This window comes from Paraburkholderia gardini (assembly GCF_907164545.1).
GTDB classification, from domain to species: domain Bacteria; phylum Pseudomonadota; class Gammaproteobacteria; order Burkholderiales; family Burkholderiaceae; genus Paraburkholderia; species Paraburkholderia gardini.
Map to the genome: position 1 here is coordinate 40,525 of NZ_CAJQZB010000021.1, position 26,879 is coordinate 67,403.

The window sequence follows — 26,879 nt, forward strand, 5'->3', positions numbered from 1 at the left end:
GACCGGCCGGCGGGATGCACAGGACGCAGTACAGAGACTAGAGGATTCACAGCATGGCAAGCCTTTCCATCCGTGACGTGTACAAGACCTACCCGAACGGGGTGCCGGTTCTGAAGGGTGTCGACATCGACATCGAAGACGGCCAGTTCCTGATTCTGGTGGGCGGCTCGGGCTGCGGGAAATCGACGCTGCTCAACATGATCGCCGGCCTCGAAACCGTGACGAAGGGCGAGATCCAGATCGACGGCAAGACGGTGAACAACCTGTCGCCGAAAGATCGCGACATCGCGATGGTGTTCCAGTCGTACGCGCTGTATCCGTCGATGACGGTACGCGAAAACATTTCGTTCGGCCTGAACATCCGCAAGGTGCCGAAGGCCGAGCAGAAGCAGATCGTCGAGCGTGTCGCCAACACGCTGCAGATCACGCATCTGCTGGACCGCAAGCCGGGTCAACTGTCTGGCGGCCAGCGTCAACGTGTGGCGATGGGTCGTGCGCTGGCGCGCGATCCGGTGATGTTCCTGTTCGACGAACCGCTGTCGAATCTCGACGCGAAGCTGCGTATCGAGATGCGCTCGGAAATCAAGCTGCTGCATCAACGTCTGGGCACGACGATCGTGTATGTGACGCACGACCAGATCGAGGCAATGACGCTGGGTGACCGGATCGCGGTGATGAAGGACGGCGTGGTGCAGCAGTTTGGCGCGCCGCAGGACATTTACGATTCGCCTTCGAACCTGTTCGTTGCCGGCTTCATTGGCGCGCCGCCGATGAACTTCATTCAGGGCAAGCTGGTTGAAGTGGGTTCGGGTGTTGGCGTCGAGCTGGATACGGGTGTTTCGCGCGGCGTGCTGAATCTGCCGTTCGATTCGGGCAAGGTCAAATCGCACATTGGACGTGAAGTGATTCTGGGCCTGCGTCCTGAGCGTATTACCGACGCCCGCAGTGCGCATAACGTCGAAGGCGGCAAGCTGCAGCCGGTCGAAGTGAAGGTCGATGTGATCGAGCCTACCGGACCGGATACCCTGGTGTTCGCGCAGGTCAACGGCAAGCGGATCGTCAGCCGTGTGCATCCGGCTTCGAACCCGCAGCCGCTGACTAATACGACTTTGCTGTTCGATGTTTCGAAGGCTGTTCTGTTCGATCCTTCGAACGAAGAACGGATCGCCTGATCTGCTAGCGGTCGCTGTTCGACGTTTTTCGCGAGAAGTGAGGAAAACCCCGATGCGTTTCAGGGCGCGTTGGGGTTTTTTGCTTCTTTGGCATGCGCAGTCGGATTTGAAGCCCGGGAGACGGATGAACTGCTGCCGGATGCTCCGGCCGACGGTGTGCCGTTGTTCAGCAGCGCAATGCTGTCGGCCGGCTGACTCGGCGGTAGTGAAGCCAGATACGCATGAATCAGCGAAATCTCGTCGTTCGACAGGATCTTCTCGCTAAAGATCGGCATCTGGCCTCCAGGATTGCGCACATAAATTTGCATCGCCGGGAGCGGGATGGGGTCGGGCGCCAGTGCGGGTCCCGTCGCGACACTGCCCTGCCCGAATATGCCGTGGCATTCGTAGCAGCCTTTCTGCATGAAGAGGGCGCGGCCTGCTTCGATATCGACACTCGAATCGGCATGCGACACGATCGGCCATGCACAGGCGACAGCCGCCGCGGCAATCGTTGCCATGCAGACGGTTAAACCGGAATGAGCTTTCATTGACGGGTTCGTTATCGTGGTTGGGTCAGCACATCCACCAGTGCAGGCTTGCCGGCTTTTACCTGCTCCATCGCACGCGCGAGCGCTGGACCAAGGTCAGCTGGATTCGATATCGGACCCTCCGCCCACATGCCCATGCTTTTCGCCATCGCTGCGTAATCGATCGGCGGATCATGAAGCACGGTACCAATGGTGCCCCTTTCAGGGTGCCGGTCCCTACGACTGGCCATCCGCTGGATGTGCATCGTTTCCTGATGCCATGCCCGGTTGTTATGCATCACCGTGAGTAATGGCACGCCATGATGGACAGCCGTCCAAAGCACGCCCGGCAGAACCATCAGATCGCCATCTGTCTGAATGCTGACTGCGATGCGTCCAGCGTCGCGATGCGCCAGGGCGGCGCCGACTGCGGCTGGCGCGCCGTAGCCGACGCCATAGCCGCCCCCTGACCCGATGAACTGATACGTTTTGGTGAAATCCCACAGCCGCTGCGGCCACATGCTGATCGGATTCGGCGGAGAAACCAGCGCCCAGTCCTCATGCCGGATAGCATTCCAGACTTCCTGAGACAGACGCGCGGTGCTGACAGGACTGCCGTCCCATGCCCGCGTCGCGGCTTCGCGCGCGTTGTTGCGCATCTTTTCGAATGCTTCACGCATTGGCTGTGCCCTCGCGCCAACGGCTTTGCGTTGCGCCTGCGTCATCGTCGTCAGCACGGCATCCAGCAGTCCGGGAAGCGACGCCTCCGCATCGGCTGCGACTGGCAGCGTGGGGGCGAAATAACGTTCCGCGTCCTGCATGTTTGCCTTGCCGTACAGATAAGCCGTCGAAATGCTGATGATCTTGACATCCCTTTTCGCTCGCGGCTTTGATGGTCGGCTAATGGTGTCGGGCACGCTTGTCGTCAATCCCCACACATCGCCGACTTCCAGCGCGAGGATGACGTCGGCTTCTCCGAGCAGTCTCCCCTGCAGCGAAGAATGATTAAGGTAGTGACTGGTCGGGAAGTTCATGCGCCCAAGCAGATCGATGACGGGTGCATTGAGCGACTCCGCGAGCTTGACGAGTGTGTCCATCGCCGCCTGCGTCCGGACGGCCCGATCGGCCACGATGACCGGCGCCTGCGCACTGCATATTAGCGAGGCTGCCGTGGCAAGCGCCTCGGGGCTTCCCACGGGCGGCGAGACCTCGCGTAACGGCGGCACACGGATATCGCGCGGATCGGCAACCGCCTGCTCCTGAAGCTCTGCATCCGCGACAATCAGCACGGGCTCCATGGGTGGCGTCACCGACATCGTGTAGGCCCGCATGAACGACTCGGCGTAATGCTGGAGCGACATGGGGTAGTCATCCCACTTCGTGTAGTCGCGCACGAGCGCGCCAAGATCCTGAGCCGTGTGATACCACTCCACGCCAGGACGACGTTTCGCGGCATCGGCAATGTTGCCTGCCAGCACCATCATCGGCACCCGGTCGCACCACGCGTTGTATATCGCCATCGAGGCGTGCTGCAAACCGACCGTGCTATGAACGAGACATGCCATCGGCTTGCCCGCGACCTTGGCGTAGCCATGCGCAATGGCAGCCGATGCTTCCTCGTGCGTACAAACGATCAGTTGCGGGCGCTTATCGCCAGCGTAATTGACAATCGATTCGTGAATGCCGCGGAAGGTCGACCCCGGCATCGCGGCGACATAGTCGATGCCAGCGATCCGGAGCAGGTCGACCATGAAGTCCGAGCCGGGGTTGCCGATGTGTGCCGCGTCGGCGGCGGGGGGTTCATCCAGCGAAGGCGCTTGCGTCTCGGCCGCGACGAGCGCTGGAGATGGCATACCGATCGTCTGCTTGCTGTCCGTCGCAGCAGGTTGTGCCGCGCTGGCGTTCGGCTTCACGAGCACAGCAGCCGTGCCAGTGACAAGCGCCTCTTTTAAAAACGTACGTCGACCAGTCATGCCGTTGTTTCCTTTTCTGTTCACGAAGCCGGCTCATGCACGCAGTGCGCGGCATCTGCATCGGCAGCGCCTCGACAAGTGTCATGACATGGGAAAGCGATAGTCTGAAAAGACTGGCGACACCGCGGTGTGGCACCACACACGCTGTGCCAACCCATTACCCGCCATCGACGCCGGTCAGTCGATATAACGCAGCCCCAGTTTCTCCAGCGGTTCACGCATTTGATACATGTCGAGCCCCAGTACGCCCGAGGCGAGCCTCGCGCGTTTTTGCGCTTCATTCGCCTCGCGTGCGTTCGCGTTCTCGAGCGTTTTCTCCGCCATCGCCTGGGGCACGACGACCACGCCATCCTGATCGGCGACGATGACATCGCCAGGCGTGACGAGAGCACCCGCGCATACCACCGGCACGTTCACCGAACCTAACGTCGCCTTGATGGTGCCCTTCGACGAGATCGCCTTGCTCCACACCGGAAAGTTCATTTCGGCGAGCACGCTTACGTCGCGTACGCCCGCATCGATGACCAGTCCGCGCGCGCCGCGCGCCTTGAAGCTGGTGGCGAGCAGGTCGCCAAAATAGCCGTCGGTGCAATCGGCGGTGACCGCGGCGACCACCAGGTCACCGGGTTGGATCTGTTCGGCGGCCACGTGCAGCATCCAGTTGTCGCCGGGATGCAATAGCACGGTGACGGCCGTGCCCGATGCGTTCGCACCGGGATAGATCGGCCGCATATATGGCTTGAGCAGACCGGTGCGGCCCATTGCTTCATGCACGGTAGCGCTGCCGAGCGTGCCGAGTGCGTCCGCGACGCGACTGTCCGCGCGCGTGATGCTGCGGTAAACGACTCCGAGTTCGTACATGATCAACGTCCTTGCGCAGTGAGAGCGGCGTGCAGCCGCGGATAGACGCGGCGCGCGTTACCTTCGTAAATCCTGAAACGCTGCTCCGGGTGCATGTCGGCGGCTTCGATGTAGCGTTTCGTGTCGTCGAAATAGTGCTGCGTGTATGGATCGATACCGCGCACCGCACCGATCATCTCGCTCGCGAACAGGATGTTGTCGACCGGAATGACTTCGGTAAGCAGATCGATGCCGGGCTGGTGATACACGCATGTATCGAAGAACACGTTGTTCAGCAGGTGGTCCTCCAGTGGCGGCTTTTTCATTTCCTGCGCGAGGCCGCGAAAACGTCCCCAGTGATAGGGCACCGCGCCGCCGCCGTGCGGAATGACGAAACGCAACGTGGGGAAATCATGGAAAAGATCCGACGTGAGGCACTGCATGAAAGCAGTCGTGTCGCCGTTCAGATAGTGCGCGCCGGTCGTGTGGAAACACGCGTTGCAACTCGTGCTCACGTGAATCATCGCGGGTACGTCGTACTCGACCATTTTTTCGTAGATCGGGTACCAGTAGCGATCGGATAGCGGCGGGCTTGTCCAGTGGCCGCCGGACGGATCGGGATTCAGATTGATCGCGACATTGCCGTACTGTTCGACGCATTTCACCAGTTCGGGAATGCATGTTGCCGTGTCGACCCCCGGACTCTGCGGCAGCATCCCCGCGGGAATGAAATTCCGCGGAAACAGCTGGCTCACGCGATAGCACAACTCGTTGCAGATCGCCGCCCAGGTGCTCGACACCTCGAAGTCGCCGATGTGATGCGCCATGAAGCTCGCACGTGGACTGAACACGGTGAGATCGAGCCCGCGTTCGTGCATCAGACGCAGCTGGTTGGTCTCGATCGATTCGCGCAGTTCGTCGTCACTGATCTTCAGTTCGGACGGCCCGGGCATGGCCGACGGCTGGCCGATCGCGGCGATCTGGCGGTTGCGCCAGGTCTCAAGCGTCCTGGGTGCGGTGGTGTAGTGCCCGTGGATGTCGATGATCATCGGTGACTCCTGGAAAGTCTGGCGCGTGCATCGGTCACGCGCCAACGTGTGGACGTGACGTGCTAGAACAGATGATCGATACCGATGGTGAACGCTGTCTGGCTGGACGTGCCGGCCGGGTTGAGCGTGCTGGCCACCGCGTGTTTGTAGGACGTGTAGTCGAATTCGCTGTAAAGCGTGGTGCGTTTGGACAGCAGATAGGCGAGCGAGAGCACGGACAGGCCCCGGCGGCTCGCCTTGTCGTTCGATACGTTGGTCTGGTAGTAGGCACCCCGGAAGACCATGACCGGAGTGATGGTCCACGAGAGGCCGCCAAAGCCGTTATTGGTTACCTGATGCGGCGCCGCCGGATTCTGCAGATCCTCGGACATGAAGCCGCCTGACAGACGTACCGGGCCGATTCTGTAGCCGGCGCCGACCATGTAATAACTGTCGCTGATATAGTTCGTGCCGGTCAGGATGTTGCGATGGCCATATACGCCACCGAGGCTGACCGGACCTTCACCGTAGCTCACGCCGACCGCGCGCGTGGATCCGCTGTTGAAATCTCCCGCGACGCCGCCGAACGAGTTGTCCGCTTCGAAAAGCAGCGGGCCGACGACGTTTTTGTATTTGGCGTCATTGTTGTTGCGCGTGCCGTCCGAGGCGGTCGTCAACGGAATGATCGGGGTGAAGTGGAAACCGAACGGATCGTAAATGCTGATGATGTCGTGCGCGATCGTGTACTGGCGACCGAGATCCAGCGAACCGTATTTCGTGTTGCCGACGCCGACGAAGGCCTGCCGGTTGAATTCCGTTCCGGTGGTGTTGTCGAACTGGCCGTTACCGAGGTTGAAACCGCTTTCCAGCAGGAAGTGCGCGTTCCAGCCATCGCCCAGGTCTTCCTTTGCGCGGAAATCGAGTTTGTTCGAACTGTAGTAGCCGTTCGAATTCATCGTCACCACCGTGCCGCCGCCTTTTGCCGCATTCGTCTGATAACGGACGCCGCCGTCCACCGTGCCGTATAGCTGGACGCTCGATTGCGCGTGCGCGGGCATTGCGCCCAGCGTGCCGGCCGCGGCCGACAGTCCAACCCCAATGGTTCTCCAAATCCTTATTTTCATAGTGTGTCTCCGATCTAATGTCGTATGTGTGGAACGACTGGCGATGGCAGAGCCTCGTCGTACGATTCGTATAACTAATAAAACTGCTGCTTCCGGATCTGGCTGCCGGCTTTCTGCCAGGCCGGCGGCGTACGTTCATCCGTGCCGCCGGTCCTGGTTGCATATGTTGCTAGTTGCTCGCCTGGTTGAGGAGTGCGGACGGCGGGTCGACCGGTTTGAAGCCGGTTTGCAGTTCGCGGCGTAGCGCGACGCGGTCAAGTGCCTTTTCCCAGTTCGCTACCACGATGGTGGCGACGCTATTGCCAATAATGTTGACGAATACGAATCCGCTGGACAGTGCCTTATGAATGCCGAGAATCAGGGCGATTGATTCGACCGGAATCGTGTTTGATGCGGTAAGTGTCGCTGCCAGCACGGCAATCGCCGCACCGGACACCCCTGCCGCGCCCTTCGACGTGAGCAGCAATACGGCGAGCAGCACCAGCTGGTCGTGCCAGTTCATCGGCGTGTTGGTGGCCTGGGCGAGAAACACGGCGGCTGCGGCGAAATACAGGCAGGTGCCGTCGTGATTGAACGTGTACGCTGTCGGCAGAACCAGACCCACCACCGATTTTTCGCAGCCGAGCCGTTCGAGCTTGTCGATCAGTTGCGGGAAAACCGTTTCCGACGAACTTGTGCCGATCACGAGCAGCAACTCCGCGCCGATGTAGCGCATCAGACGCAGCAGGCTGAAGCCGTTGATTTTCGCTATCGGCCAGAGAATCAGCAGGATGAAGAGCGCGCAGGTCAGATAGAACTCGAGCACGAGTTTGCCGAGTGAGAGCAGCGTGCCAAAGCCGAACTTGCTGACCGTGAAGGCGATCGCGCCGAACGCGGCGAGCGGCGCGATCTTCATCGCGAGACCGATGATCCAGAAGAGCGAGCCCGACATTGCGTCGATCAGGTTCAACGCCGGCCGTGCACGCTCGCCGATGGCAGCGAGGCCGAATGCGAACAGCACCGAGAAGAACAGCACCTGCAGCACGTCGCCACCGGCGAACGCGCTGACCGCCGTGTGCGGAATCACATTCAGCAGGAATTCGCTCGTGGTGACGACGTGATGTGCTTTCGCAGCGTATGCCTCAACGGTGGCGGAGTGCACGCTGTGCATGTCCACGTTCATACCGACACCGGGCTTGAGCAGATTGATGACCACGAGGCCCAGCACCAGCGCAAGCGAGGTCACCACTTCAAAATAGAAGAGCGCCTTGATCGCCACGCGCCCCACCTTCCTGAAGTCGCTGATGCCCGCGATACCACTGCATACGGTGCAGAAGATGATCGGTCCAATCAGCATCTGGATGATGCGGATGAAGGCGTCGCCGACGGGCTGCAGATTGATGCCGAACTTCGGGAAGAAGTAGCCCGTGACGATGCCCAATGCCATGCCGGCCAGCACCTGGAAGGACAGGTCGCGATAGAACGGCTGACGTGCCCTGGGTTTCATGTCGGCGGACTTGCCGGGCATGCTCATGATGTCTCCTTGTCAAGCGGCGGCGAACTCGGGTTCGCTTAAGTATCGTGAAACGGACGAACGCGGTATTAACGTGCAGCGTCGCCGAGAATGTCGAGGCTGTCGGCGAAGATTTCGTCGACAGTCAGCTTGCGCGGCAGCAGTTGCTGCTGCTCGCAGAACGCAAGGGTTTCTTCAAGCGGCCCGCGCAGTGCGTCATAACCGGACAGCAGCCCGTCCGGTTTGCCGGTGTTCTCCGCGGCGACCGTTGCCTTGCCACGGCACAGCAGGTCGTACACCGCACGCACGGCTTGTGGGTTCGAGCCGGCCAGCGCTTTCGTCACCACCACGACGTGATTGATCGGCACGTAACGATGAAGCGCGTACCATTCACGGTCGGCGGCGGCCGCATCGTCGATCAGCGGTTCGAGTCCCACCTCGTCCGGCAAATCGTTGCCGAGGATGACGGCGTCGAGATCGCCCGCGCGGAGCATCGGCAACAGTTGCTTGCCGGGTTCGGCACGATGCACGAAAGACGGATCGGCATACTCTTCCAGATGCGCACCTTCGATCGTCACCCATTCGATCTGTTCGAGCGGCACGCCGCAGGTTTGCCCCAGAATGGCGCGCACCCACATGCCGGTGGTCTGCGAGTAGGCGCGCACGCCGACTTTCCTGCCCGCGAGACTGCCGACGTCGAGTTTGCCGCGCGCGGCATTATAAATAATGCAGCCTTGCTGAAAGCGCGCGGCCACGACCGTCGGCAACAGCACGACCGGTTTGCCGTAGGCTTTCGCCTGCAGATACGTGACGATTGCCATTTCGCTGACGTCGTACGCCTGACGGCGTGCCATCGGCGCGAACGCGCGATGAATCGGCTCGATGTCTTCGAACACGAGTTCGACGGCGGGGTCGGTCAGCTCACCGGTTTTCAGCGCCTGTGTGTGCGGATAGGTTTTCAGCGCGGTCTTCAGGCGCAGCGGTTGCGTGGAGATGCTCACAATCGGGTTTTCCTGTTTCGTTCGAGGTGGGTGTATCAAGCGGCGAGCGCTGGATAAACCGTGCGCGCAGTACCGCCGAAGATCGCTTCGCGTGCATCGACGGGCAGCATCGACAGGCTTTCGCGGGCATCGGCGAGCAGTTGCGGCAGTGCGCCTTCAGCAGCCGGGAAATTCGAACCCCACGCAATGCGATGTGCGCCGAACGCGTCGAGTACGCGCGGAAAGAACGCGGTGGGCGTCGAGGCACCGCGAGCGGCTTCGGCGATTGTGCGGTTCGTGAGCTTCAGATACACGCCCTGATGCGACGCGAGGCTGAAGAGCGGTGCGGCTGCTTCGTACGGCGGGCCGCCAGCGAGTTCGGGACGTGCGAGGTGATCGAGCAGCACCCGGATGTCAGGAAAGCGCGCGAGCATGTTCAGGAGCGCGGGAATGCCTTGCGAGGTCATCTGCAGGCAGATCGACACGTTGTGGCGCTGCGCGTATTCCCACACCGGGAAAGAGCGCTCGTCGTCGAGCCAGCCAGCCTGGCCAGGCATCGTGCTGCCGGTCGTGAAAAGGCGCAGCCCGGAGAGGCCCGCGTCCAGCCAGCGCTGCATCTGCGTGATGGCGTCGCCTGCCAGCACGTCGATCGAGAATACGCCCGCGAAGCGATCAGAATGGCTGCGCACCGCTTCGACCACATAACTATTATCGTTGCCGTACACCGTCGAGGCTTGCACGACCACTGCGCGGTCGATGCCGGCTTCGTCCATCGACGCAAGCAGTCCTTCAAAGCTGACAGGGCGCTTCGCCGACCATTCCGACTGATGGCCGCCGACCGGTGCGAGCGGATAGCGTTGTTTATCCGGGGAAATTGCGTGAGTGTGCGTGTCGATGACGACGGACATGAAGCTGCTCCTGACTGGAAACTTTTCGATGGAATGGGCGTTACTGTAAGTGCGATGTAGTCGAAGTCCTCAATATGAAGTGAACCATGAGGCATAAATTCTAGTTAAGCTAAGGGTTTTCACATGGCGGTTCTGGAGGATCGATGGGTGTAGGCGGGCATACGTCATCGGGTGATGACCTGACGCGATTAAGGCGTCTGTTCCTGTTCGACGCGGTGTGCGAGGCTGGCGGAATCGGCCAGGCAGCGGTCCGCGCGGGGCGTACGCAGCCTGCGGTGAGCCTTGCCATCAGCAAGCTGGAAGCGAGCTTCGGCGGTCAGCTGTTCGAGCGTGGCTTCGGCGGAAGCGAACTGACGGCGGAGGGCGTGATCCTGCAACGTCGTGTTCGTCGCATGCTTGACCAGATGGAGCGGGCCGTAGCGAATGTGGTCGGGCATTCCACCCCCGGAGCGGCGAACGCAAGCAAAATCTGTCTGCATCTGACCGACACGCAGGTGCGCTGCCACATCGCGATAGCGAATACGGGATCGGCGGCCGAGGCCGCCCAGTTACTGGGCATTTCACAGCCCGCAGTGCATCGGGCGGCGCGACAGATCGAGCAAAATGTCGGTGTGTCGCTTTACCGGCGGCGTGTGCATAGTGTGTCGGCAAACCCCGCAGGCATCGAATTCGCGCGTTGCCTGAGTCTGGCGCTTCACGAGATCGCGCAGGCAAGTGAAGATCTGGCGTACGCCCGCGGGCAACTCATCGGAAAAGTGGCGATCGGCGTCTTGCCGTTGCTGCCGCCACGCCTCGTCGCGCGTGCCATTCAGCGCCTGCGCGAGCGTTATCCCGCCGCGCGCATCACCGTCGACGAAGGCTCCCATGCGCGTCTCCTGCGCGAATTACGTTCCGGTACGATCGATATCATCATCGGTGGGCTGCGCGAGCCCCGCCTCACGGGGGCCGTGCAGGAGATGGAGCTGTTCGCCGACCCTTATGTGGTGGCCGTCCGCAAGGGACATCGACTGGCCAGACAGAAAACCATCGCGGCCCATGACCTTGCCGATTACGACTGGGTCGTGCCACAGCGCAATGTGCCGCGTCGCTCGGTGATCGATTCGATCTTCGCCCGCTTGCCGGTCAAGCCGCCGCTGGTGGTCGAAACGAGTTCGCTTGCGATGATGATGGCGATGCTGATCGAAAGCGACTGCATTACGCTGTTATCGCGCTCGCAGATTCGCGAGGCTTACCCGGGTAGCGAGATGGTCGCGCTGGAACTGGAGATGCCCGAAGCACGCAGAGCCGTTGGATTTACTGTGCGTACCGACTGGTTAGGCACGGCAATACAACAGGCATTCGTCGGGCATCTGCGTGAAGAATGTGAGACTCGCGTCTGGTGACGCGTTGACCATTCGGCGCTCCCCCTTCTGGTGATGAAGTAGGGGAGGCGACTGGATGGGAAAAGCCCACCCGCTGCGACGATGGCGTAGCGAACGTCGGCCCCAGGGGCGCGACGGAGCCGGCATGGCAGAACGGGATATCTGGCGGGTGGCGTCGCAGGTCCGATATGAGCCGCATCTGCGCTATCACCCCGCGGCTGGGCGGCAGAGTCGCTCCTGGACAGTACGGGGGCGTTCGCCCGTGTCTTGCGCGACAACATGGCGGTCGAGGCGAGCAATGCGGCGATGATAATGAAATGCCAAAGCGGCTTCGTGACGAACTTCAGGCCGATACTATAAATCGGCAAATCGGCCATGGCGCATTTGGCCCGAACTGCTATCTTCAATGGAAGTCGTTCGTACCTCGTCAACGATGCCTGTACCGGCACGATGCTAACGGAGAAAGACCGCGAGAAATTTGCGAAGCGCGTTTCCGACTATCTGGAACAAGGCCGACTCCATCAACTCTATGATCGACCGAGACTCGTCGTCGAGCCAGAATTTTTGGGCATGGTCAAAGCGGATCTGAGCGAGGAGGCACGTCGATTGATATTCGAACAAATTGGCGAGGACCTGTCGACGCTCAATGTTCAAGAACTCGAGGCACACATGCGGCGACACTGACCGGTTGCCTTCATCTTCAGTGCCATACTCAACAACCCGGCTCGGAGACGATATTTTATTGCCGCCGCGAGACCTGGGTACTGGATCCGGATCTGCGCGATTCCTCGGCATCACGGAACCAGTGTTCTGCATGAGATCGTCCGGCAACCCACGAGTGAGACCGCGGCGTGTTGAACTCACGATCGATGAACCGACGCCCCCATTCAATCCCGTCTCTAGTCGCCTCCTCTTCAGTTAGCCACTCCGGTTGAATAGTCATCGGACAGGTATGGACGACCGCACCCGCGCCGCGGCTCACAGTCACACTTGCGATCCAGGCGCCGAACTCGTTAGGCTCAGGTCGCACGACGATCTCAAACTCGCCGTAAGAAACAGTGCATGCTGGCATCGTTTTCTCCTTTCACGCCTTCACGATCGACACGCGGTCCGCATCCGGTGCGCGTGCGTTTCCCACGAAGCCATGATGCAGCAATTCCATCACCCCGACAGCAGGATATTCAGACGAAACGACGAACGGCCGGGTGTATTTTGCCGATAGCTAACATCGGAGAAATCGCCGTTCACATAACCATGACTTGTTCGTAGACTTTCAGGCAGGATTTGACGTCTTCGATAGAGCGACATTCGTCGTCTGAGCGGATGCACATGGGAAGCGCCAGGCGGAAGGTGTTATGTCACCCAATGTGCATGAGGGGCTGGAAATGCAGGAATTCGATTTCTACATCAACCTGAAAAAACCGACACTCGGGCTCTATGTGCGCAAGGGGGCGGGCCTGCCCGATCTCGTTGACAAAAGCGACTGGCAATTCGAGGGGCAGGTGCGGCAAAGCGATCTGACGCCAGAACTCATGAAGGGGCTCGAGGCTAATGGCCACGCATTCCAGGAGTTGGGTGCGTGACACTTGACGCAGGGTTCGCGATGCCCATCATGCTCTGGCGCTACGCGTAGCGACGAAGATGATGCGTGTGCTTCGTCACCGGTCCGCTTCTGCATAAGCAGTCACGGGCGGCGGGTCTGGAGTATTCGCAAATCACGCGAATGCATTCTGTAACCTTTGAAAGAAGGCCAGATGCTTTAACCGATAAAGGTGACTCCACGATGCCCGCCCTTTGCGAAATCTGTAACGCCCGTCCCGCTGTCGCTCGTGTGACCGTTGTGCAGAACGGCGAGCGGAAGTCTTTATCGATCTGCGACTACGACTATCGGCAGTTGATGCGGCACCAAAGCATGGTCAATCCGTTCGATTCCCTGCTGGGAGGCGGCCTGTCGCGCTTCTTCGGCGGCATGGGGGGCGAAGCCGCGGATGAAGACGAACAAGCAGGTTTCGCCGCCGAATTGCCGCGTGAATCGGTCGATGCAACCGACGCGTTCAGCGAACAGACACTTGAACTGCTGCAGCGTGCCGCGGAGAAGGCGCACGAGCTTCGCCGCAACGAACTCGACACCGAGCATCTGCTTTACGTACTCGCCGACACCGACGTGTGCGCGGCGCTCCTGAAGGAACTCAAGCTCTCGCCGCAAGACATCAAGGGATATATCGACCAGCATGCGCAAACGGGAACCGCCGATCCCGATGCGCCGATCGAGAAGATGACCATCTCGCCGCGCCTGAAAAAGGCGTTTCAATACGCGTTCCAGGCGTCTCGCGATCTGGGGCATTCATACGTTGGCCCGGAGCATCTGCTCATCGGGCTTTCGGCCGTGCCGGACAGTATCGCGGGCACACTGCTAAAGAAGTACGGCGTGACGCCGGAGGCGTTGCGGCAGAAGGTCGTGAAAGTCGTGGGTAAAGGTGCGGAGGACGGCCGCGTCGATACGCCGACCGGCACGCCCACGCTCGACAAGTTTGGGCGCGATCTCACGGTCATGGCGCGTCAGGGCAAGCTCGACCCGGTGCTCGGTCGCGCGCAGGAGATCGAGAGCACGATCGAGGTGCTCGCGCGGCGCAAGAAGAACAATCCCGTGCTGATCGGCGAGCCAGGTGTCGGCAAGACCGCGATCGTCGAAGGGCTGGCGCAGCGCATCATCAACGGCGACGTGCCTGAAGTGCTGCGCGGCAAGCGGCTCGTCGAAGTCAACATCAACTCGATGGTGGCGGGCGCGAAGTATCGCGGCGAATTCGAGGAGCGCGCAAAGCAGCTGATCGACGAGGTCACGGCGAAGCAGGACGAACTGATCCTCTTCATCGACGAGCTGCACACGATCGTGGGCGCGGGACAAGGCGGGGGAGAAGGCGGCCTGGATATCGCGAACGTGCTCAAGCCTGCGCTCGCGCGTGGCGAGCTCAGCCTGATCGGCGCGACGACCCTCAACGAATATCAGAAGTACATCGAAAAGGACGCGGCGCTCGAGCGGCGCTTTCAGCCAGTGCTGGTGCCGGAGCCGACGGTCGAGCAGACCATCGTCATCCTGCGCGGCCTGCGCGACAAGCTCGAGGCGCACCACCAGGTGACGTTTGCCGACGAGGCGTTCGTTGCCGCCGCCGAACTCTCGGATCGCTACATTACATCGCGCTTTTTGCCCGACAAGGCCATCGACCTGATTGACCAGGCGGCGGCACGCGTGCGCATCGGCGCGACCTCGCGTCCGGCGGCCATCCAGGAACTCGAAGCCGAAATCGCCCAGCTCAGGCGCGAGCAGGACTATGCATCGTCGCGCAAGCGCTTCGACGAGGCGAAAGCGTTCGAGCAACGTATTGGCGAGAAGCAGGAGAAACTCGACGAGCAGGTCGAGGCATGGCAGCGCAAGACCGGCTCGGAAACGCTCGAAGTGACCGTGCAGTCGATCGCCGAGGTGGTGTCGCGTCTTACCGGCATTCCGGTCACGGAGCTCACGCAGGAAGAGCGCCAGAAGCTGCTGGATATGGAGAAGAAGCTGCGCGAACGCGTGATCGGCCAGGACGACGCGGTGATTGCCGTGAGCGATGCGGTGCGTCTGTCACGCGCGGGCCTCGGCCAGGCGAACCGGCCGATCGCGACGTTCCTGTTCCTCGGGCCCACCGGCGTCGGCAAGACCGAACTCGCGAAGGCGCTGGCAGAAACGGTGTTCGGCGATGAGCAGGCGGTCATCCGTATCGACATGTCCGAATACATGGAGCGTCACGCGGTCGCGCGGCTGATCGGCGCTCCTCCGGGTTACGTCGGTTACGACGAGGGCGGGCAACTCACCGAGCGCGTCCGGCGGCGGCCATATAGCGTGATCCTGCTCGACGAGATCGAGAAGGCCCACCCCGACGTCAACAACGTGCTGCTGCAGGTGTTCGACGACGGGCGGCTGACCGACGGCAAGGGCCGCGTGGTGGACTTCAGCAACACGATCATCATTGCAACGAGCAACCTCGGCGCATCGATCATCATGGATAACCTCGAAAAGCCCGAGGCGAATCGTCTGGCCGAGAAAGCGATTCGCGAGGAATTGATGGGCGTCCTCAAGGGTCACTTCCGCCCCGAATTCCTGAACCGGATCGACGAGATCATCGTCTTCCACGGGCTTTCGCGCGACAACATCCGCTCGATCGTGCAGATCCAGCTCGAACGGGTGGTGCGCACCGCCGCCGCGCAGGACATTACGCTCAAGATAGGCGAACCGGTTATCGATCATCTTGCCGAGGCCGGCTATCGGCCGGAGTTCGGTGCACGCGAGCTGAAGCGCCAGATTCGCCAGGAACTGGAAACGCAGCTCGCGAAGGAGATTCTCAGTGACGCCCTGAAGTCGGGCGACAGCGTTGAAGTCAGCTATGACAAGGAAAGCGGCGAAGTGACGTTCAGCAAGAGCGAGGCACCTCCTGCTCCCAGGACGACGGGCGGGAAGGAGGGGAGCGGACGTGCGAAGAAAAAGCCGTCGAACGAAGTCGGCAGCCCCGAACCCACTGAAAGCGCCGCCCCGAAGGAATGAGACGCGTAACAAGCTGGAAGAAGCCGCTGCGTCACTGCGGACGAGGTGCGGGCTCGCGGCCTGGGCGATACAGGGAGTGTCACTGTACTTGTACTGTGCATGTCCGCCGCCGTTCGATCTGTACCCTTCACGGCGCATTGGCCCAATTAGACTAAAACGGTATTCAGGCGTTACGCCGTGATGCGGCGTAACCCAGGCAAGGCAGCCTCCAGGTTTCCTGGAGCAGTTCATGGAGTCTCATATGACCACGCGACGCGAAGTGCCGGGAATCCGGCCGTATGACGCACCCGCTGGCGGGTGGGGAGCGCTTCGGGCGACAGCTCAGGCCGTCCGGACACAAATGGAAAGCATCGAGGCGCCGATTGCGCTGCTACGGACCAATCAGCCCGACGGCTTCGATTGTCCGGGTTGCGCATGGCCGGACAAGGAGCACAAGTCGACGTTCCAGTTCTGCGAAAACGGTGCCAAAGCGGTCACATGGGAAGCGACGACGAAGCGGGTGACGCCGGCGTTTTTCGAAAACAACACAGTGTCGTCGCTGCTGCAACGCACGGATTTCGAACTGGAGGATCTCGGCCGGCTCACGCATCCGCTCGTCTATGACCGCGCCACGGACAAGTTCCGGGCGGTCGAATGGGAGGATGCATTCGCTCGCATCGGTGAAGTGCTGCGCGGTTTGTCCTCTCCCGACGAGGCCGAGTTCTATACGTCAGGCCGGGCGTCGAACGAGGCCGCCTACCTCTTTCAACTGTTCGCACGGGAGTACGGGACGAACAATTTCCCCGACTGCTCGAACATGTGCCACGAGCCGACCAGCGTTGGCCTGCCCCAGTCGATCGGGATCGGCAAGGGCACGGTATCGCTGGATGATTTCGACAAGACCGAACTCATCCTCTCGATCGGTCACAATCCCGGCACGAATCACCCGCGCATGATGGGGACGCTCCACGAATGCTCGCGCCGCAATGTTCCGATCATCGTGTTCAACCCGCTGCGCGAGCGCGCGCTCGAACGTTTCGCGGATCCGCAGAGTGTCATCGAAATGGCGACGTTCGGATCGACCCGGATCGCGTCGACCTATTTTCAGCTCGACGCCGGCGGAGACGCAGCCGCCCTCAAGGGCGTCATGAAAGCGCTCCTCACGATGGACGCGGAACAGGGTCATACCGTCCTCGACCACGCGTTCATTGCCACGCATACCCAGGGGTTCGAGGCGTTCGCCGCCGATCTGGAAGCGACGTCATGGGACGATATCGAAAAGGCAAGCGGACTCACCCGCGAAGATCTCGATGAGGTTGCCGTTGCCTACGCAAAATCGAACGCGACGATCGTCACGTACGGCATGGGCGTTACCCAGCATAACAAGGGGACTGCCAATGTCCGTCTGATTGCGGATCTGCTGTTATTGCGCGGCAACATCGGCAAGCCTGGCGCAGGCATCTGTCCTTTGCGCGGGCATTCGAACGTGCAGGGGAACCGCACGGTTGGCATCACGGAAAAACCGTCCGCCACCTTCCTCAAGCAGATCGAAGATGTGTTCGGCTTCACGCCGCCCGCGGCACACGGGCACGATGCGGTCCAGGCGATGCAGGCGATGATCGCCGGCACAGCCAGGGCCCTGATTTGCCTGGGTGGAAACTTCGCGGTTGCATTGCCGGATTCCGGGCAGTCCTTTCCCGCGATGAACAGGCTCGATCTGAGCGTCCACCTCGGTACCAAGCTCAATCGTTCGCATCTGCTAGTGGCAAAAGAAACCTACGTGCTGCCGGTTATTGGGCGCACGGAACTCGATATCCAGGCGAGCGGCCGGCAGTCCATTACGGTCGAGGATTCCATGTCGATGGTCCACGCCTCTTCGGGCAAGCTGACGCCCGCGTCCGAACACCTGCTATCCGAGCCGGCGATCATCGCCGGTATCGCGAGAGCAACGTTGCCGGCCAGCAAGGTGGCATGGTCGGACCTGGTTGCCGACTACGACAGGATTCGCGACCTGATCGAGCAAACCGTGCAGGGATTCGAGGCATTCAACGCACGAATCAGGGTGCCGGGAGGATTCCGCATGCCACTTCCCCCGACCGAACGCGTGTGGCCCACACCGTCGGGCAAAGCGATGTTCTCGGTGTACGGTGGCGTAAAGGAAGACGCGGACGTGCTGGGCGCTGAGAATGTGCTGCGTCTCATCACGATCCGCAGCCACGACCAGTACAACACCACCATCTATGCGATGGACGATCGCTACCGGGGCGTGTTCGGCCGGCGTGACGTGCTGTTCATGAACGAGGACGATCTTGCCGCCCGGGGACTCGAACATGGCGATCTGGTCGACATCGAAACCATTTCGGCGGGCAGACAGCTTCGCCTGAAGCAGATCACTGCCATCGCCTACGACATCGCACCGGGTTCAGTGGCGGCCTACTATCCGGAGGCCAACGTGCTGGTGCCGCTCGACTTCATCGACAAGGAGAGCGGGACGCCTTCGTACAAGTCTGTTCCTGTGCACGTCGTGCGCTCCGCAGAAGCCTGAGGGGTGCCGGGCCTGACGTGTCGATCAAGCGGACGTGCGCGTCCGGTTGACCGACACGATATACACAGGCCGAACGGGCACGCTGTCCTGCCAGAAACATCCTGCGGCGATCGCGTATCCGCATTGCCGCACATGCGTGCGATTCCCGTTCAACCTGTTGTCCAGCAGAGCGTGTGTTATCGCGCTCGATGAGTCGCGCGGTCGCCCCGTCGCCACATGGCGTCCGTTTTTGCGCAAATGCTGTTGTCACCTGGAGCCATTGACCAATCATGGAAATCTTCGATGCATTCCACCTTGCCAGGTTGCAGTTTGCGTTCACGGTTTCGTTTCATATTATTTTTCCCGCGATCAGCATCGGCATGGCCAGTTTCCTCGCCGTGCTGGAATGGCGCTGGTTGCTGACCGGCGACGTTGCCTACAAAGAGATGTTTCTCTTCTGGTCGAGGATCTTTGCGGTCGGCTTCGGCATGGGGGTGGTCTCGGGTGTGGTGATGGCCTACGAGTTCGGCACCAACTGGAGCGGATTTTCCAGCGTCGCCGGCAATATCACGGGGCCGCTCCTGACTTATGAAGTGCTGACGGCGTTCTTTCTCGAGGCCGGCTTTCTCGGCGTCATGCTGTTCGGCTGGCAACGCGTCGGTCCACGCGCACACTTTTTCGCAACGCTCATGGTTGCGGCGGGCACGCTCATTTCCACTTTCTGGATTCTCGCGTCGAACAGCTTCATGCAGACGCCGCAAGGATTCGCCATCGAGAATGGCCGTATCGTACCGGTCGACTGGATGAAAGTGATTTTCAACCCGTCGTTTCCGTATCGCCTCGCGCATATGACCATCGCGGCATTCATCGTCGCGGGTTTCATCGTTGCTGCCTGCGGCGCGTGGCATCTGTTGAAAGGCCGCCGCGACAAACCCGTCACGCGCAGTTTTTCGATGGCGCTGTGGATCCTGCTTTTCCTGACGCCGATACAGATTGTCGTGGGCGATGCGCATGGCCTCAACACACGCGAATATCAGCCGGCCAAGATCGCGGCGATCGAAGGACTGTGGGACACCGAGAAAGGCGGCACCGCGCTCAATCTGGTCGGTCTGCCCGACATGGATGCGGAAGTGACGCGCTACGCGATCCAGATACCGCATCTGGGCAGCCTCATCCTGACCCATAGCTGGAACGGAGAAATCCGCGGTCTCAAGGAGTTTCCCCCGCAGGACCGTCCGTATTCGCCGATCGTATTCTGGACATTCCGGATCATGGCGGGTCTTGGCATGCTGATGCTACTGACGGCGCTCGTCGGCCTCGTGCTCAGACTGCGCGGACGCCTCTACGAGACGCGGTGGTATCAGGTTTTCGTGCTGTGCATGGGTCCTTCCGGAATCGTGGCGCTACTGGCTGGATGGATCACGACGGAGGTCGGCCGCCAGCCCTGGACAGTTTATGGTGTCTTGCGTACTAAAGACTCGCTCTCGCCGATTAGCGCCCAGCAGGCAGGTGTCTCATTGCTGATCTTCGTGCTGGTGTATTTCCTGGTGTTCGGCATGGGTTTCTACTACATGATGAAGATGATGAAGCGCGGACCTGAAGAACATATCGAAGGGCGCAAGTCCCGCCGGCATCCGATATTGAACAATCGCGCGCTCGACGCCCTGGAAGGAGAATGACACCATGCAAATCGATCTTCCTGTCGTGTGGGCCGCGATCATCGGACTCGGCGTTTTCATCTACGTGATGCTGGACGGATTCGATCTCGGCATCGGCCTGCTGTTCCCGTTCTTCGAGGCGAAGGGTGACCGGCAAGTGATGCTCAACACCATCGCACCGGTCTGGGACGGTAACGAGACGTTCCTCGTGCTCGGCGGCGCGGGGCTTTTCGGGGCGTTCCCGGTGGTCTATTCGACGCTGCTGCCGGCGAACTATCTGCCGCTGATCCTGATGGTCGTGGGCCTGATCTTTCGCGGCGCCGCCTTCGAACTGCGCGCGAAGGCCGTCCGGACCCAGCACGCGTGGGACCTTGCTTTCATGGGCGGTTCCGCGCTCGCGGGGCTCTGCCAGGGCATCGTGCTGGGGTCGCTGCTGCAGGGCATCAAGATCGTCGATGGCCGTTTTGCCGGCGGCCCGTTCGACTGGCTCTCGCCGTTCAGCCTGTTCTGCGGAATCGGCGTGCTCTTCACGTATGCGACGCTCGGCTGCGGCTGGCTCATCCTGAAGACGGATGGTGAGCTGCAGCGCAAGATGCGCGAGGTGATGCGGCCGCTCGTAAGCGTTCTGCTCGGGGTGATGGCCGTCGTGAGTCTATGGACCGTGATCGGATTGCCGGCGGTGGCGCATCGCTGGTTCGGAAGCGGCAATCTCGGCTGGTTCCTGCCGGTGCCGGTCCTTGTCATCGCCTGTGTGTGGGGCATCTTCCGCTCGCTGCGAGTGCGGCATGAGGCGACGCCGTTTCTTCTCACGCTCGGACTGTGCTTTCTTGGCTACAGCGGCCTGCTCATCAGCATCTGGCCGAACATCGTTCCGCCGTCGCTGACGATATGGGAAGCATCGTCGAGCCACTCGAGCCAGCTGTTTACGCTGGTCGGCACGGTGATCGTGCTGCCGGTTATCCTCGTCTACAACGCAATGCAGTACCGCGTGTTCCGGGGCAAGGTGCGGGAAGGCGACGCCGGCTACCACTGAGGATGACGGCACAACGATTGAATGACCCGGGCGGCCATCCGCCAGTCAGTACACTACAAGAGCACATCATGATTGTGAGGCCAAAGGAAAACTGGCTCCGGCTGCTGTTTGTCTGGAACGGTTCTGTGTTGCAATCGATTATTCCCCAGCTGATTTTCATGGGGGTGATCAGCAGTCTCGCCGTGCTGACGCAAGGGCGCATTTTCGGCGAGAAGGTGCCGCTCAATACGGCACCCTTCACGTTATTCGGTCTTGCGCTCGCGATCTTTCTGGCGTTTCGCAATAACGCCAGCTACGAGCGGTTCCAGGAGGCGCGCCATCTCTGGGGCAACCTGTTGAACGCCGCGCGGGCGCTGACGTCGCAGATGCTGTGTTACGTCCCGGACAGCGCCGACAGGCTTGCCACGGCCCGTATCCTGATTGCGAGTGTCTATGCGCTGAAGCACCAGTTGCGAAGAACCGACCCGACGCCAGACCTCCTTCGCCTGCTCGGGCGCACGCGAACCGAGGCGTTGCAGCACACCTGCTACAAGCCGTCTGTGCTTCTCAATGAGCTTCGTCGCGACTTCGCCGATCTGCAATGCCGGGCATCGATAACGGACACGAAGCTCTGGATGCTCGACGCTCAGATCAACGAATTGGGAAAGACCGTTGGAGGATGTGAGCGGATCGCGTCCACGCCCATTCCGTTTGCTTACAGCGTGCTGCTTCACCGAACCGTCTACGCGTATTGTGTTTTGCTGCCGTTCGGTCTTGTCGATTCGACGGAGTTGTTCACGCCGCTGCTTTGCGTCTTCTTCGCCTATACGCTGATTGCGCTCGAAGCGATTGCCAGTGAAGTCGCGGAGCCGTTCAGTCTCGCGCCGAATGCGCTGGCGCTCGACGCCATGACCCGCAACATCGAGCGATCGATTCTCGAACTGTGCGGGTGTGACATTCCCGACGAGGTCGCACCGGTGCGCGCTTATCAACTGACGTAAAAGGGCGCATCGACGCATCCGTCAGTGTCCAGCGTGCCGCTAGCGGGCGCATATCGCGGCGAGCTTGCCGACCGTGATCACCGCCTGCTCGATTTCGTTCGACCACGGGCTGCTGTAATTGAGGCGGATGAAATTGCGGTAGGTCGTCTCCGAGACCGAGAACATGTAGCCCGGTCCGATGGTGATGCCCTGGTCGAGAGCAAGCTTGTAGAGCCGCATCGCGTCGACCTGCGGCGGCAGTTCGACCCACAGCACGTAGCCGCCCGCGGGGTTGGACATGCGCGTACCCTCGGGAAAGAAACGCGAGACGGTCGCCTTCATGAGCCTTGCCTGCTGCGCATACGCCTTGCGCACCCTTCGCAGATGATGCTCGAAACCATCGCGTTCGAGGAATTCCGCAATCGCCAGTTGCGGAATCGCCGGAGAGGTCAACGTGTTCAGGAACTTGAGCTTCTCGACCTGATCGCGGTAGCGCCCCGGCAACGCCCAGCCGATCCGGTAGGCTTCCGTCAGACTCTTCGAGAACGACGAGCAATGAAGTACCAGTCCCTTCGTATCGAAAGACTTCAACGTGCTGGGGTGCGTGCCGCTGAAGTGCAGTTCGTTGTAGACACCGTTTTCGATGACCGGAATATCCCGCTTCGTCAGGAACCCGACCAGCTCGCGCTTGCGCTCGTCAGGCATCTGGAAGCCCAGCGGATTCTGGAAGTTCGGCATGACCATGCAGGCGGCGACAGGCTGCGTCTCCACGATCGCAGCGAGCGCCTCGATATCGATGCCATGCTCCGGATGCGTCGATACCTCGATCGCCTTCATGCCCATCCGTTCGATCGCATGAAGCATCGCGTAGAACGTCGGCGACTCGACGGCGATCACGTCGCCGGGTTTCGCGACCGCCTGAAGACAGAGATTGATCGCCTCTGTCGCACCGACCGTGATGATGATCTCGTTCGGATCGACGGCCATGCCGTTCTCGAGGTAGCGACGCGCGATCTGCCGCACGAGCTTCGCGTTGCCGGGCGGTAGCGCGTCCGTCACGCCCCACTGCGTGTTGCTTCGGCCCGCGTCGTAGGCGTACCGGTTGATCCTGTCGAATGGAAACAGACTGGGGTCGGGGTAGGGTGAACCGAGCGGCACCGCATCGTCGACACCGATCGAGCGCAGCGTCGAAAGCACCAGCCGGCTGACGTCAACCGGCGACGAAATCGGAACCGGTTTCGACGGCCGGAGTTCAAGCGTCTTTCGCTCGCCCTCATCGTTCTGGAAGTTGACGAAATAGCCGGACTGGGGCCTGCTTGTCACGAGGCCGCGGCTTTCGAGCAGCAGATACGCGCGGATAGCCGTCGTGACGCTGATCCGGTGCTGCTGGCTGGTCTGCCTTACCGACGGCAGGCGTTCGCCATGAACGTACACGCCTTGGCGGATCGACTTCTCGATGTCGTCTGCAAGCTTCTCATAGAGATTCATCCGACGATTCCCCTGGCGTTTCGTTGCGACAAGTTGTCATGGCCTCCTGATGGCCTGTCCGCGCTCGCACCGGCAGGCGTTCGCCCGGTGCCGGGATCGTAGCAGAACTGTACTGGTGCGAGGCGGCCCGATTTGTGCACTCCGCGACTACCTCTGCGGTCTTACTCTTTCTTCCATTGAACAGGCGGTGCAGGGTCCCGATGCCGGGACCTTGCTGCGCGTAATACTGGAGCCAGGGCATGGAAGAGGTAAAACCGAAGGGAAGCGGCAACGCATGCCGTCAGCGGTCCGCAGGCCGGGGCGCTGACAGCGATGGCGGCGCGAGAGCAGGCTGCGCATCATGAATCTGCTGGAAGCCATGCGCATTTACGTCAGGGTAGTCGAGCGCGGAAGTATCTCCAGCGCGGCACGAGACCTCAACATCGGGCAGCCGGCCGCGAGCGAGCGCATCGAGCGGCTGGAGAAACACCTTGGCTGCCGGTTGTTGCTCCGTAGCGCACGCGCGTTCAACTGCACGCCCGAGGGCGTCACCTTCTACGAGCACAGCAGGAAGATTCTGGGCGCCGTCGAGCAGGCTATCGCCGCGGTGTCGAACGATGAGCAGATCCTTAAGGGTACGATTCGCATCGCGGCGCCGCACTGCTTTGGCGAGACGGTTGTGCCGGAGGCGTTGACGCGGGTTCGTGCAGCGTGGCCCGAACTGAATCTGGAACTGGTCCTGAACGACAGGATCGTCGATCTCGTGACGGAGGGGGTCGACATCTCCTTCCGTCTTGGGCAACTCGGAGAGGGGGCGTTCGTTGCGCGTCAGCTCGGCCAGGTTGGGCGCATCCTCGTTGCCGCGCCGGGCTATTTGAGCCAGCATGGTCCGGTTGCCGGGCCGGGTGACCTGGTGAGCCACCCGTTCATTCGCGTCCAGGGGATGTTCGGCACGGACCAGTTGCCGCTCAGACACCTGGCGAGCGTCGTGGAGAGCGCACCGATCCATACGGCGATCAAGACCAGTCACTGGCGGCCCATGTATGAAATGATTCTCTCGGGCGTCGGCATCGGGGTGCTGGAAGAGCCGGCGTGCGTCGATGCGCTTGCAGAGGGCCGGCTGGTCCGCATACTGCCGCAGTTCGACGTGCGCCCTTTCGAGCTGAACGTGCTGACCCAGGCGCAGCGTCCGGTGCCGCCACGGGTACGGATGGTCGTGACGATGTTAAAGACGTGCATTCCGGAAATCGTCGGAAGGGTACACGTCGACTGTGACGAAGCGACAGGTTGCCTTGACGTACTTCCCGACGATGATGTTTCCACGCTTCTGAAATCACCGTTGCGGGCCTGAGCCCGCAACGGTGACGGCGAGCGGATCTGGACAGACGCCGCCTATTCCGCCTGCGTCACCGAGACCGATGCTTCGCTCGTCAGCATCAGGAAGGTCAGCGTCTCGCGCAGATAGAGACGCACGACTGAGTCGGTATGGCTCGCGTAGCCAATCGACAGGTCTTCGCCAAGATGTAGCTCGAAGTCGCCGCCGCGCATGGACAGCACGCAGCCGCCCGCGAGCGCGGGCGCCCAGATGATGTCGCCGTTCACGATCCGCTTGATGTGCTCGATGACGGGATAGCCCTGATCGCTTGCCTTGCCAAGCGCTGTGTACGCATCGGCGCCGAGCAGCACGGAATAGGGGCCGTCGACACCGGCGAGCCGTAGTTGTTCGAGCGCGGTGCTGATCGCGCCCGGATAGTCGCTGACGTCGGCCGGCAGCGCGAGCGACGGATTCGACGAACCTTCGCGAATGCCGCCGATACCCGCAGCCTGATACCCGTCGAAGATCGCGCGGTCCTCGACATAGGCGAGCTCTTTGGCGGCATCTTTCGCCGGCTGCCAGTCGGCATCTTTCGCGCCGCGCTCGACGCTGTCGATCGCATCGCGCTGCAATTCGAACGGCACGGTCAGCTGAACGAAGGCCTTGACCTCGGACAGCCTCGCGACGACGCCTTGCTGCGGCGAGGCGACCGTGGTCTGATGCCCCGTGCCGACGCTCGTCAGTTCCGCGCCGCCCGGACCCTTGACGTCGACCACGCGACGGCCGGCGACGGAGCGCTTGAACGTGCGCGCTACTTCCTCTTCGATCTGCGACCACGCGGCACGGGAGATGGGGGCAAGTTCGCGATGCAGGTTATTCATGCTGTGAGCTTCCTTTGAGAGAGCCAATATTCAGCGAGCCGTCGTGATGCGGCGCGATGGACGAAGACGGTTCGGACTGCTGGCCGGCAACGGCGGTTTGCGGATCGCGGTCAGCGAGCGCCTCGAGCAAGTCGGCCGAAGGCACGAAGAAGAGGCCACCCGTGACCGGGCGACTATAGTCGAGCAGCCGGTCGTAATTGCCCGGCGGCCGTCCGACGAACATGTTCTCCAGCATCTGCTCGATCGGCGCGGGCGAACGCGCGTAACCGATGAAGTAGGTGCCGAACTCGCCCGCGCCGGGACGCCCGAACGGCATGTTGTCCCGCAGGATTTTCACATCCTCGCCGTTCTCTTCGAGCGTTGTCAGCGAGCTGTGCGATGACGACGGTTTGACCGCTGCGTCGAGTTCGATGTCGGACAACTTCGTGCGACCGATAATGCGCTCCTGCGTCTCGACGGAAAGCGCATTCCAGCCAGTCATGTCGTGAAGATACTTCTGCACGAGGACATAGCTGCCGCCCACGAAGTCCGGATCCTCGTCACCGATGAGAGTGAAATCGGCGGCCTCGCGATCCGTCGGATTTTCGGTGCCGTCGACGAAGCCCACCATGCTGCGTAAATCGAAGTAGCGGAAACCATGCACTTCATCCACCACCGAGACCGCGTCGCGCAGCCGCCCTGTCAGCTGCGTGGCGAGCTCGAAACAGAGATCCATCTGGTCTGCGCGGATGTGCAGCAGGATATCCCCGGGCGTGCCCACGGCGTGGCGTTCGCCTTCGCCGAATTCGCGAAACGGATGCAGCCCAGCGGGACGCGGAGTGCCGAACAGCGTGTCCCACGCGTCGGAGCCGAAGCCGCACACGCACGACAGGTTGCCTGCGGGGACGCGCTTGCCGACCGAGCGCACGAGGGCGGCGATATCCGCGCACCACGCGCGCACCGTGCCGGCTGCTTCATCGCCGCCCACAAGGGTCGCGACGATGAAGATCGCGCTACGCGTGACGACGTTATTGCAAACGGCTTGCGATTCTGGCGTGTCTTTGGGCATGGGACTGGATGTTGATAAACCGTTATGGATTCCGGCAACAGCCGAACGA

General features: G+C 61.2%; 22 protein-coding genes. 10 read left to right on the forward strand and 12 right to left on the reverse strand.

What is annotated here, in order from left to right; all coding sequences use genetic code 11:
- Window positions 1-53: 53 nt before the first annotated feature.
- The gene (locus LPA37_RS15870; RefSeq protein WP_228983804.1) at window positions 54-1,172 is read left to right on the forward strand and encodes an ABC transporter ATP-binding protein; all 1,119 of its coding nucleotides are present in this window, start codon (window positions 54-56) and stop codon (window positions 1,170-1,172) included.
- A gap of 59 nt (window positions 1,173-1,231) precedes the next feature.
- Here the strand turns inward: LPA37_RS15870 and LPA37_RS15875 are convergent, their stop codons facing one another.
- The 8 genes from LPA37_RS15875 to LPA37_RS15910 form a co-directional block, all read right to left on the reverse strand.
- Entirely contained in the window at window positions 1,232-1,702 is a 471-nt protein-coding gene (locus tag LPA37_RS15875) for a c-type cytochrome (RefSeq protein ID WP_228983806.1), read from the reverse strand.
- An 11-nt stretch (window positions 1,703-1,713) separates the two neighbouring features.
- Complete coding sequence (locus LPA37_RS15880) at window positions 1,714-3,654, reverse strand: thiamine pyrophosphate-binding protein (RefSeq protein ID WP_229013050.1); 1,941 nt, start codon at window positions 3,652-3,654, stop codon at window positions 1,714-1,716.
- Between the two features lie 177 nt (window positions 3,655-3,831).
- Complete coding sequence (gene ligK, locus LPA37_RS15885) at window positions 3,832-4,515, reverse strand: 4-carboxy-4-hydroxy-2-oxoadipate aldolase/oxaloacetate decarboxylase (RefSeq protein WP_229013051.1); 684 nt, start codon at window positions 4,513-4,515, stop codon at window positions 3,832-3,834.
- Between the two features lie 2 nt (window positions 4,516-4,517).
- On the reverse strand, window positions 4,518-5,543 hold the full coding sequence (locus LPA37_RS15890; protein ID WP_229013052.1) for an amidohydrolase family protein: 1,026 nt from the start codon (window positions 5,541-5,543) through the stop codon (window positions 4,518-4,520).
- A 62-nt stretch (window positions 5,544-5,605) separates the two neighbouring features.
- Complete coding sequence (locus tag LPA37_RS15895) at window positions 5,606-6,646, reverse strand: porin (protein ID WP_229013053.1); 1,041 nt, start codon at window positions 6,644-6,646, stop codon at window positions 5,606-5,608.
- Window positions 6,647-6,815: 169 nt separating this feature from the next.
- Entirely contained in the window at window positions 6,816-8,159 is a 1,344-nt protein-coding gene (gene dctA / locus LPA37_RS15900) for a C4-dicarboxylate transporter DctA (protein WP_228983812.1), read from the reverse strand.
- Window positions 8,160-8,227: 68 nt separating this feature from the next.
- Window positions 8,228-9,139, reverse strand: a complete 912-nt coding sequence (locus LPA37_RS15905) for a substrate-binding domain-containing protein (protein WP_229013054.1) — start codon at window positions 9,137-9,139, stop codon at window positions 8,228-8,230.
- Window positions 9,140-9,174: 35 nt separating this feature from the next.
- Complete coding sequence (locus tag LPA37_RS15910) at window positions 9,175-10,026, reverse strand: amidohydrolase family protein (protein WP_229013055.1); 852 nt, start codon at window positions 10,024-10,026, stop codon at window positions 9,175-9,177.
- Window positions 10,027-10,169: 143 nt separating this feature from the next.
- Here LPA37_RS15910 and LPA37_RS15915 point away from each other — a divergent pair, with 143 nt between their 5' ends.
- Both LPA37_RS15915 and LPA37_RS15920 read left to right on the forward strand, forming a co-directional pair.
- On the forward strand, window positions 10,170-11,408 hold the full coding sequence (locus tag LPA37_RS15915; protein WP_229013056.1) for a LysR family transcriptional regulator: 1,239 nt from the start codon (window positions 10,170-10,172) through the stop codon (window positions 11,406-11,408).
- 354 nt (window positions 11,409-11,762) lie between these two features.
- On the forward strand, window positions 11,763-12,071 hold the full coding sequence (locus tag LPA37_RS15920; protein WP_229013057.1) for a host attachment protein: 309 nt from the start codon (window positions 11,763-11,765) through the stop codon (window positions 12,069-12,071).
- 55 nt (window positions 12,072-12,126) lie between these two features.
- Here the strand turns inward: LPA37_RS15920 and LPA37_RS27835 are convergent, their stop codons facing one another.
- A complete protein-coding gene (locus tag LPA37_RS27835; RefSeq protein WP_324251887.1) occupies window positions 12,127-12,459 on the reverse strand; it encodes a DUF6566 family protein in 333 nt (110 codons plus the stop codon).
- Between the two features lie 313 nt (window positions 12,460-12,772).
- Between LPA37_RS27835 and LPA37_RS15925 the strand changes: the two genes are divergently transcribed.
- The 6 genes from LPA37_RS15925 to LPA37_RS15950 all read left to right on the forward strand — a co-directional run bounded on the left by LPA37_RS15925 (window position 12,773) and on the right by LPA37_RS15950 (window position 22,140).
- Window positions 12,773-12,970 (forward strand): hypothetical protein, encoded by a 198-nt coding sequence (locus LPA37_RS15925; RefSeq protein WP_229013098.1) that lies wholly within the window; start codon window positions 12,773-12,775, stop codon window positions 12,968-12,970.
- A 200-nt stretch (window positions 12,971-13,170) separates the two neighbouring features.
- Window positions 13,171-15,966 (forward strand): ATP-dependent Clp protease ATP-binding subunit, encoded by a 2,796-nt coding sequence (locus LPA37_RS15930; protein WP_229013058.1) that lies wholly within the window; start codon window positions 13,171-13,173, stop codon window positions 15,964-15,966.
- A 241-nt stretch (window positions 15,967-16,207) separates the two neighbouring features.
- A complete protein-coding gene (locus tag LPA37_RS15935) occupies window positions 16,208-18,490 on the forward strand; it encodes an FdhF/YdeP family oxidoreductase (RefSeq protein ID WP_229013059.1) in 2,283 nt (760 codons plus the stop codon).
- Window positions 18,491-18,759: 269 nt separating this feature from the next.
- Window positions 18,760-20,148: a cytochrome ubiquinol oxidase subunit I gene (locus tag LPA37_RS15940; RefSeq protein WP_229013060.1), complete on the forward strand. Its 1,389-nt coding sequence runs from the start codon at window positions 18,760-18,762 to the stop codon at window positions 20,146-20,148.
- Between the two features lie 4 nt (window positions 20,149-20,152).
- The gene (gene cydB / locus LPA37_RS15945) at window positions 20,153-21,160 is read left to right on the forward strand and encodes a cytochrome d ubiquinol oxidase subunit II (RefSeq protein WP_229013061.1); all 1,008 of its coding nucleotides are present in this window, start codon (window positions 20,153-20,155) and stop codon (window positions 21,158-21,160) included.
- A 68-nt stretch (window positions 21,161-21,228) separates the two neighbouring features.
- Window positions 21,229-22,140, forward strand: a complete 912-nt coding sequence (locus LPA37_RS15950) for a bestrophin family protein (protein WP_229013062.1) — start codon at window positions 21,229-21,231, stop codon at window positions 22,138-22,140.
- Between the two features lie 39 nt (window positions 22,141-22,179).
- Here LPA37_RS15950 and LPA37_RS15955 read toward each other — a convergent pair whose 3' ends face one another.
- A complete protein-coding gene (locus tag LPA37_RS15955) occupies window positions 22,180-23,607 on the reverse strand; it encodes an aminotransferase-like domain-containing protein (protein WP_229013063.1) in 1,428 nt (475 codons plus the stop codon).
- Between the two features lie 340 nt (window positions 23,608-23,947).
- On the opposite strand from LPA37_RS15955, the gene LPA37_RS15960 reads away from it, so the two are divergent.
- Window positions 23,948-24,937 carry a LysR family transcriptional regulator gene (locus LPA37_RS15960; RefSeq protein ID WP_229013064.1) on the forward strand — a complete coding sequence of 330 codons (990 nt, stop codon included), beginning with the start codon at window positions 23,948-23,950 and terminating at the stop codon, window positions 24,935-24,937.
- Between the two features lie 41 nt (window positions 24,938-24,978).
- On the opposite strand, the gene LPA37_RS15965 is transcribed toward LPA37_RS15960, so the two are convergent.
- Together LPA37_RS15965 and LPA37_RS15970 are read right to left on the reverse strand one after the other, a co-directional pair.
- Window positions 24,979-25,782 carry a family 1 encapsulin nanocompartment shell protein gene (locus LPA37_RS15965; protein ID WP_229013065.1) on the reverse strand — a complete coding sequence of 268 codons (804 nt, stop codon included), beginning with the start codon at window positions 25,780-25,782 and terminating at the stop codon, window positions 24,979-24,981.
- Window positions 25,775-26,830, reverse strand: coding sequence for a Dyp-type peroxidase (locus tag LPA37_RS15970; protein ID WP_229013066.1), 1,056 nt, complete (start codon window positions 26,828-26,830; stop codon window positions 25,775-25,777). The genes LPA37_RS15965 and LPA37_RS15970 overlap by 8 nt, the downstream gene beginning before the upstream one ends.
- Window positions 26,831-26,879: the final 49 nt, after the last annotated feature.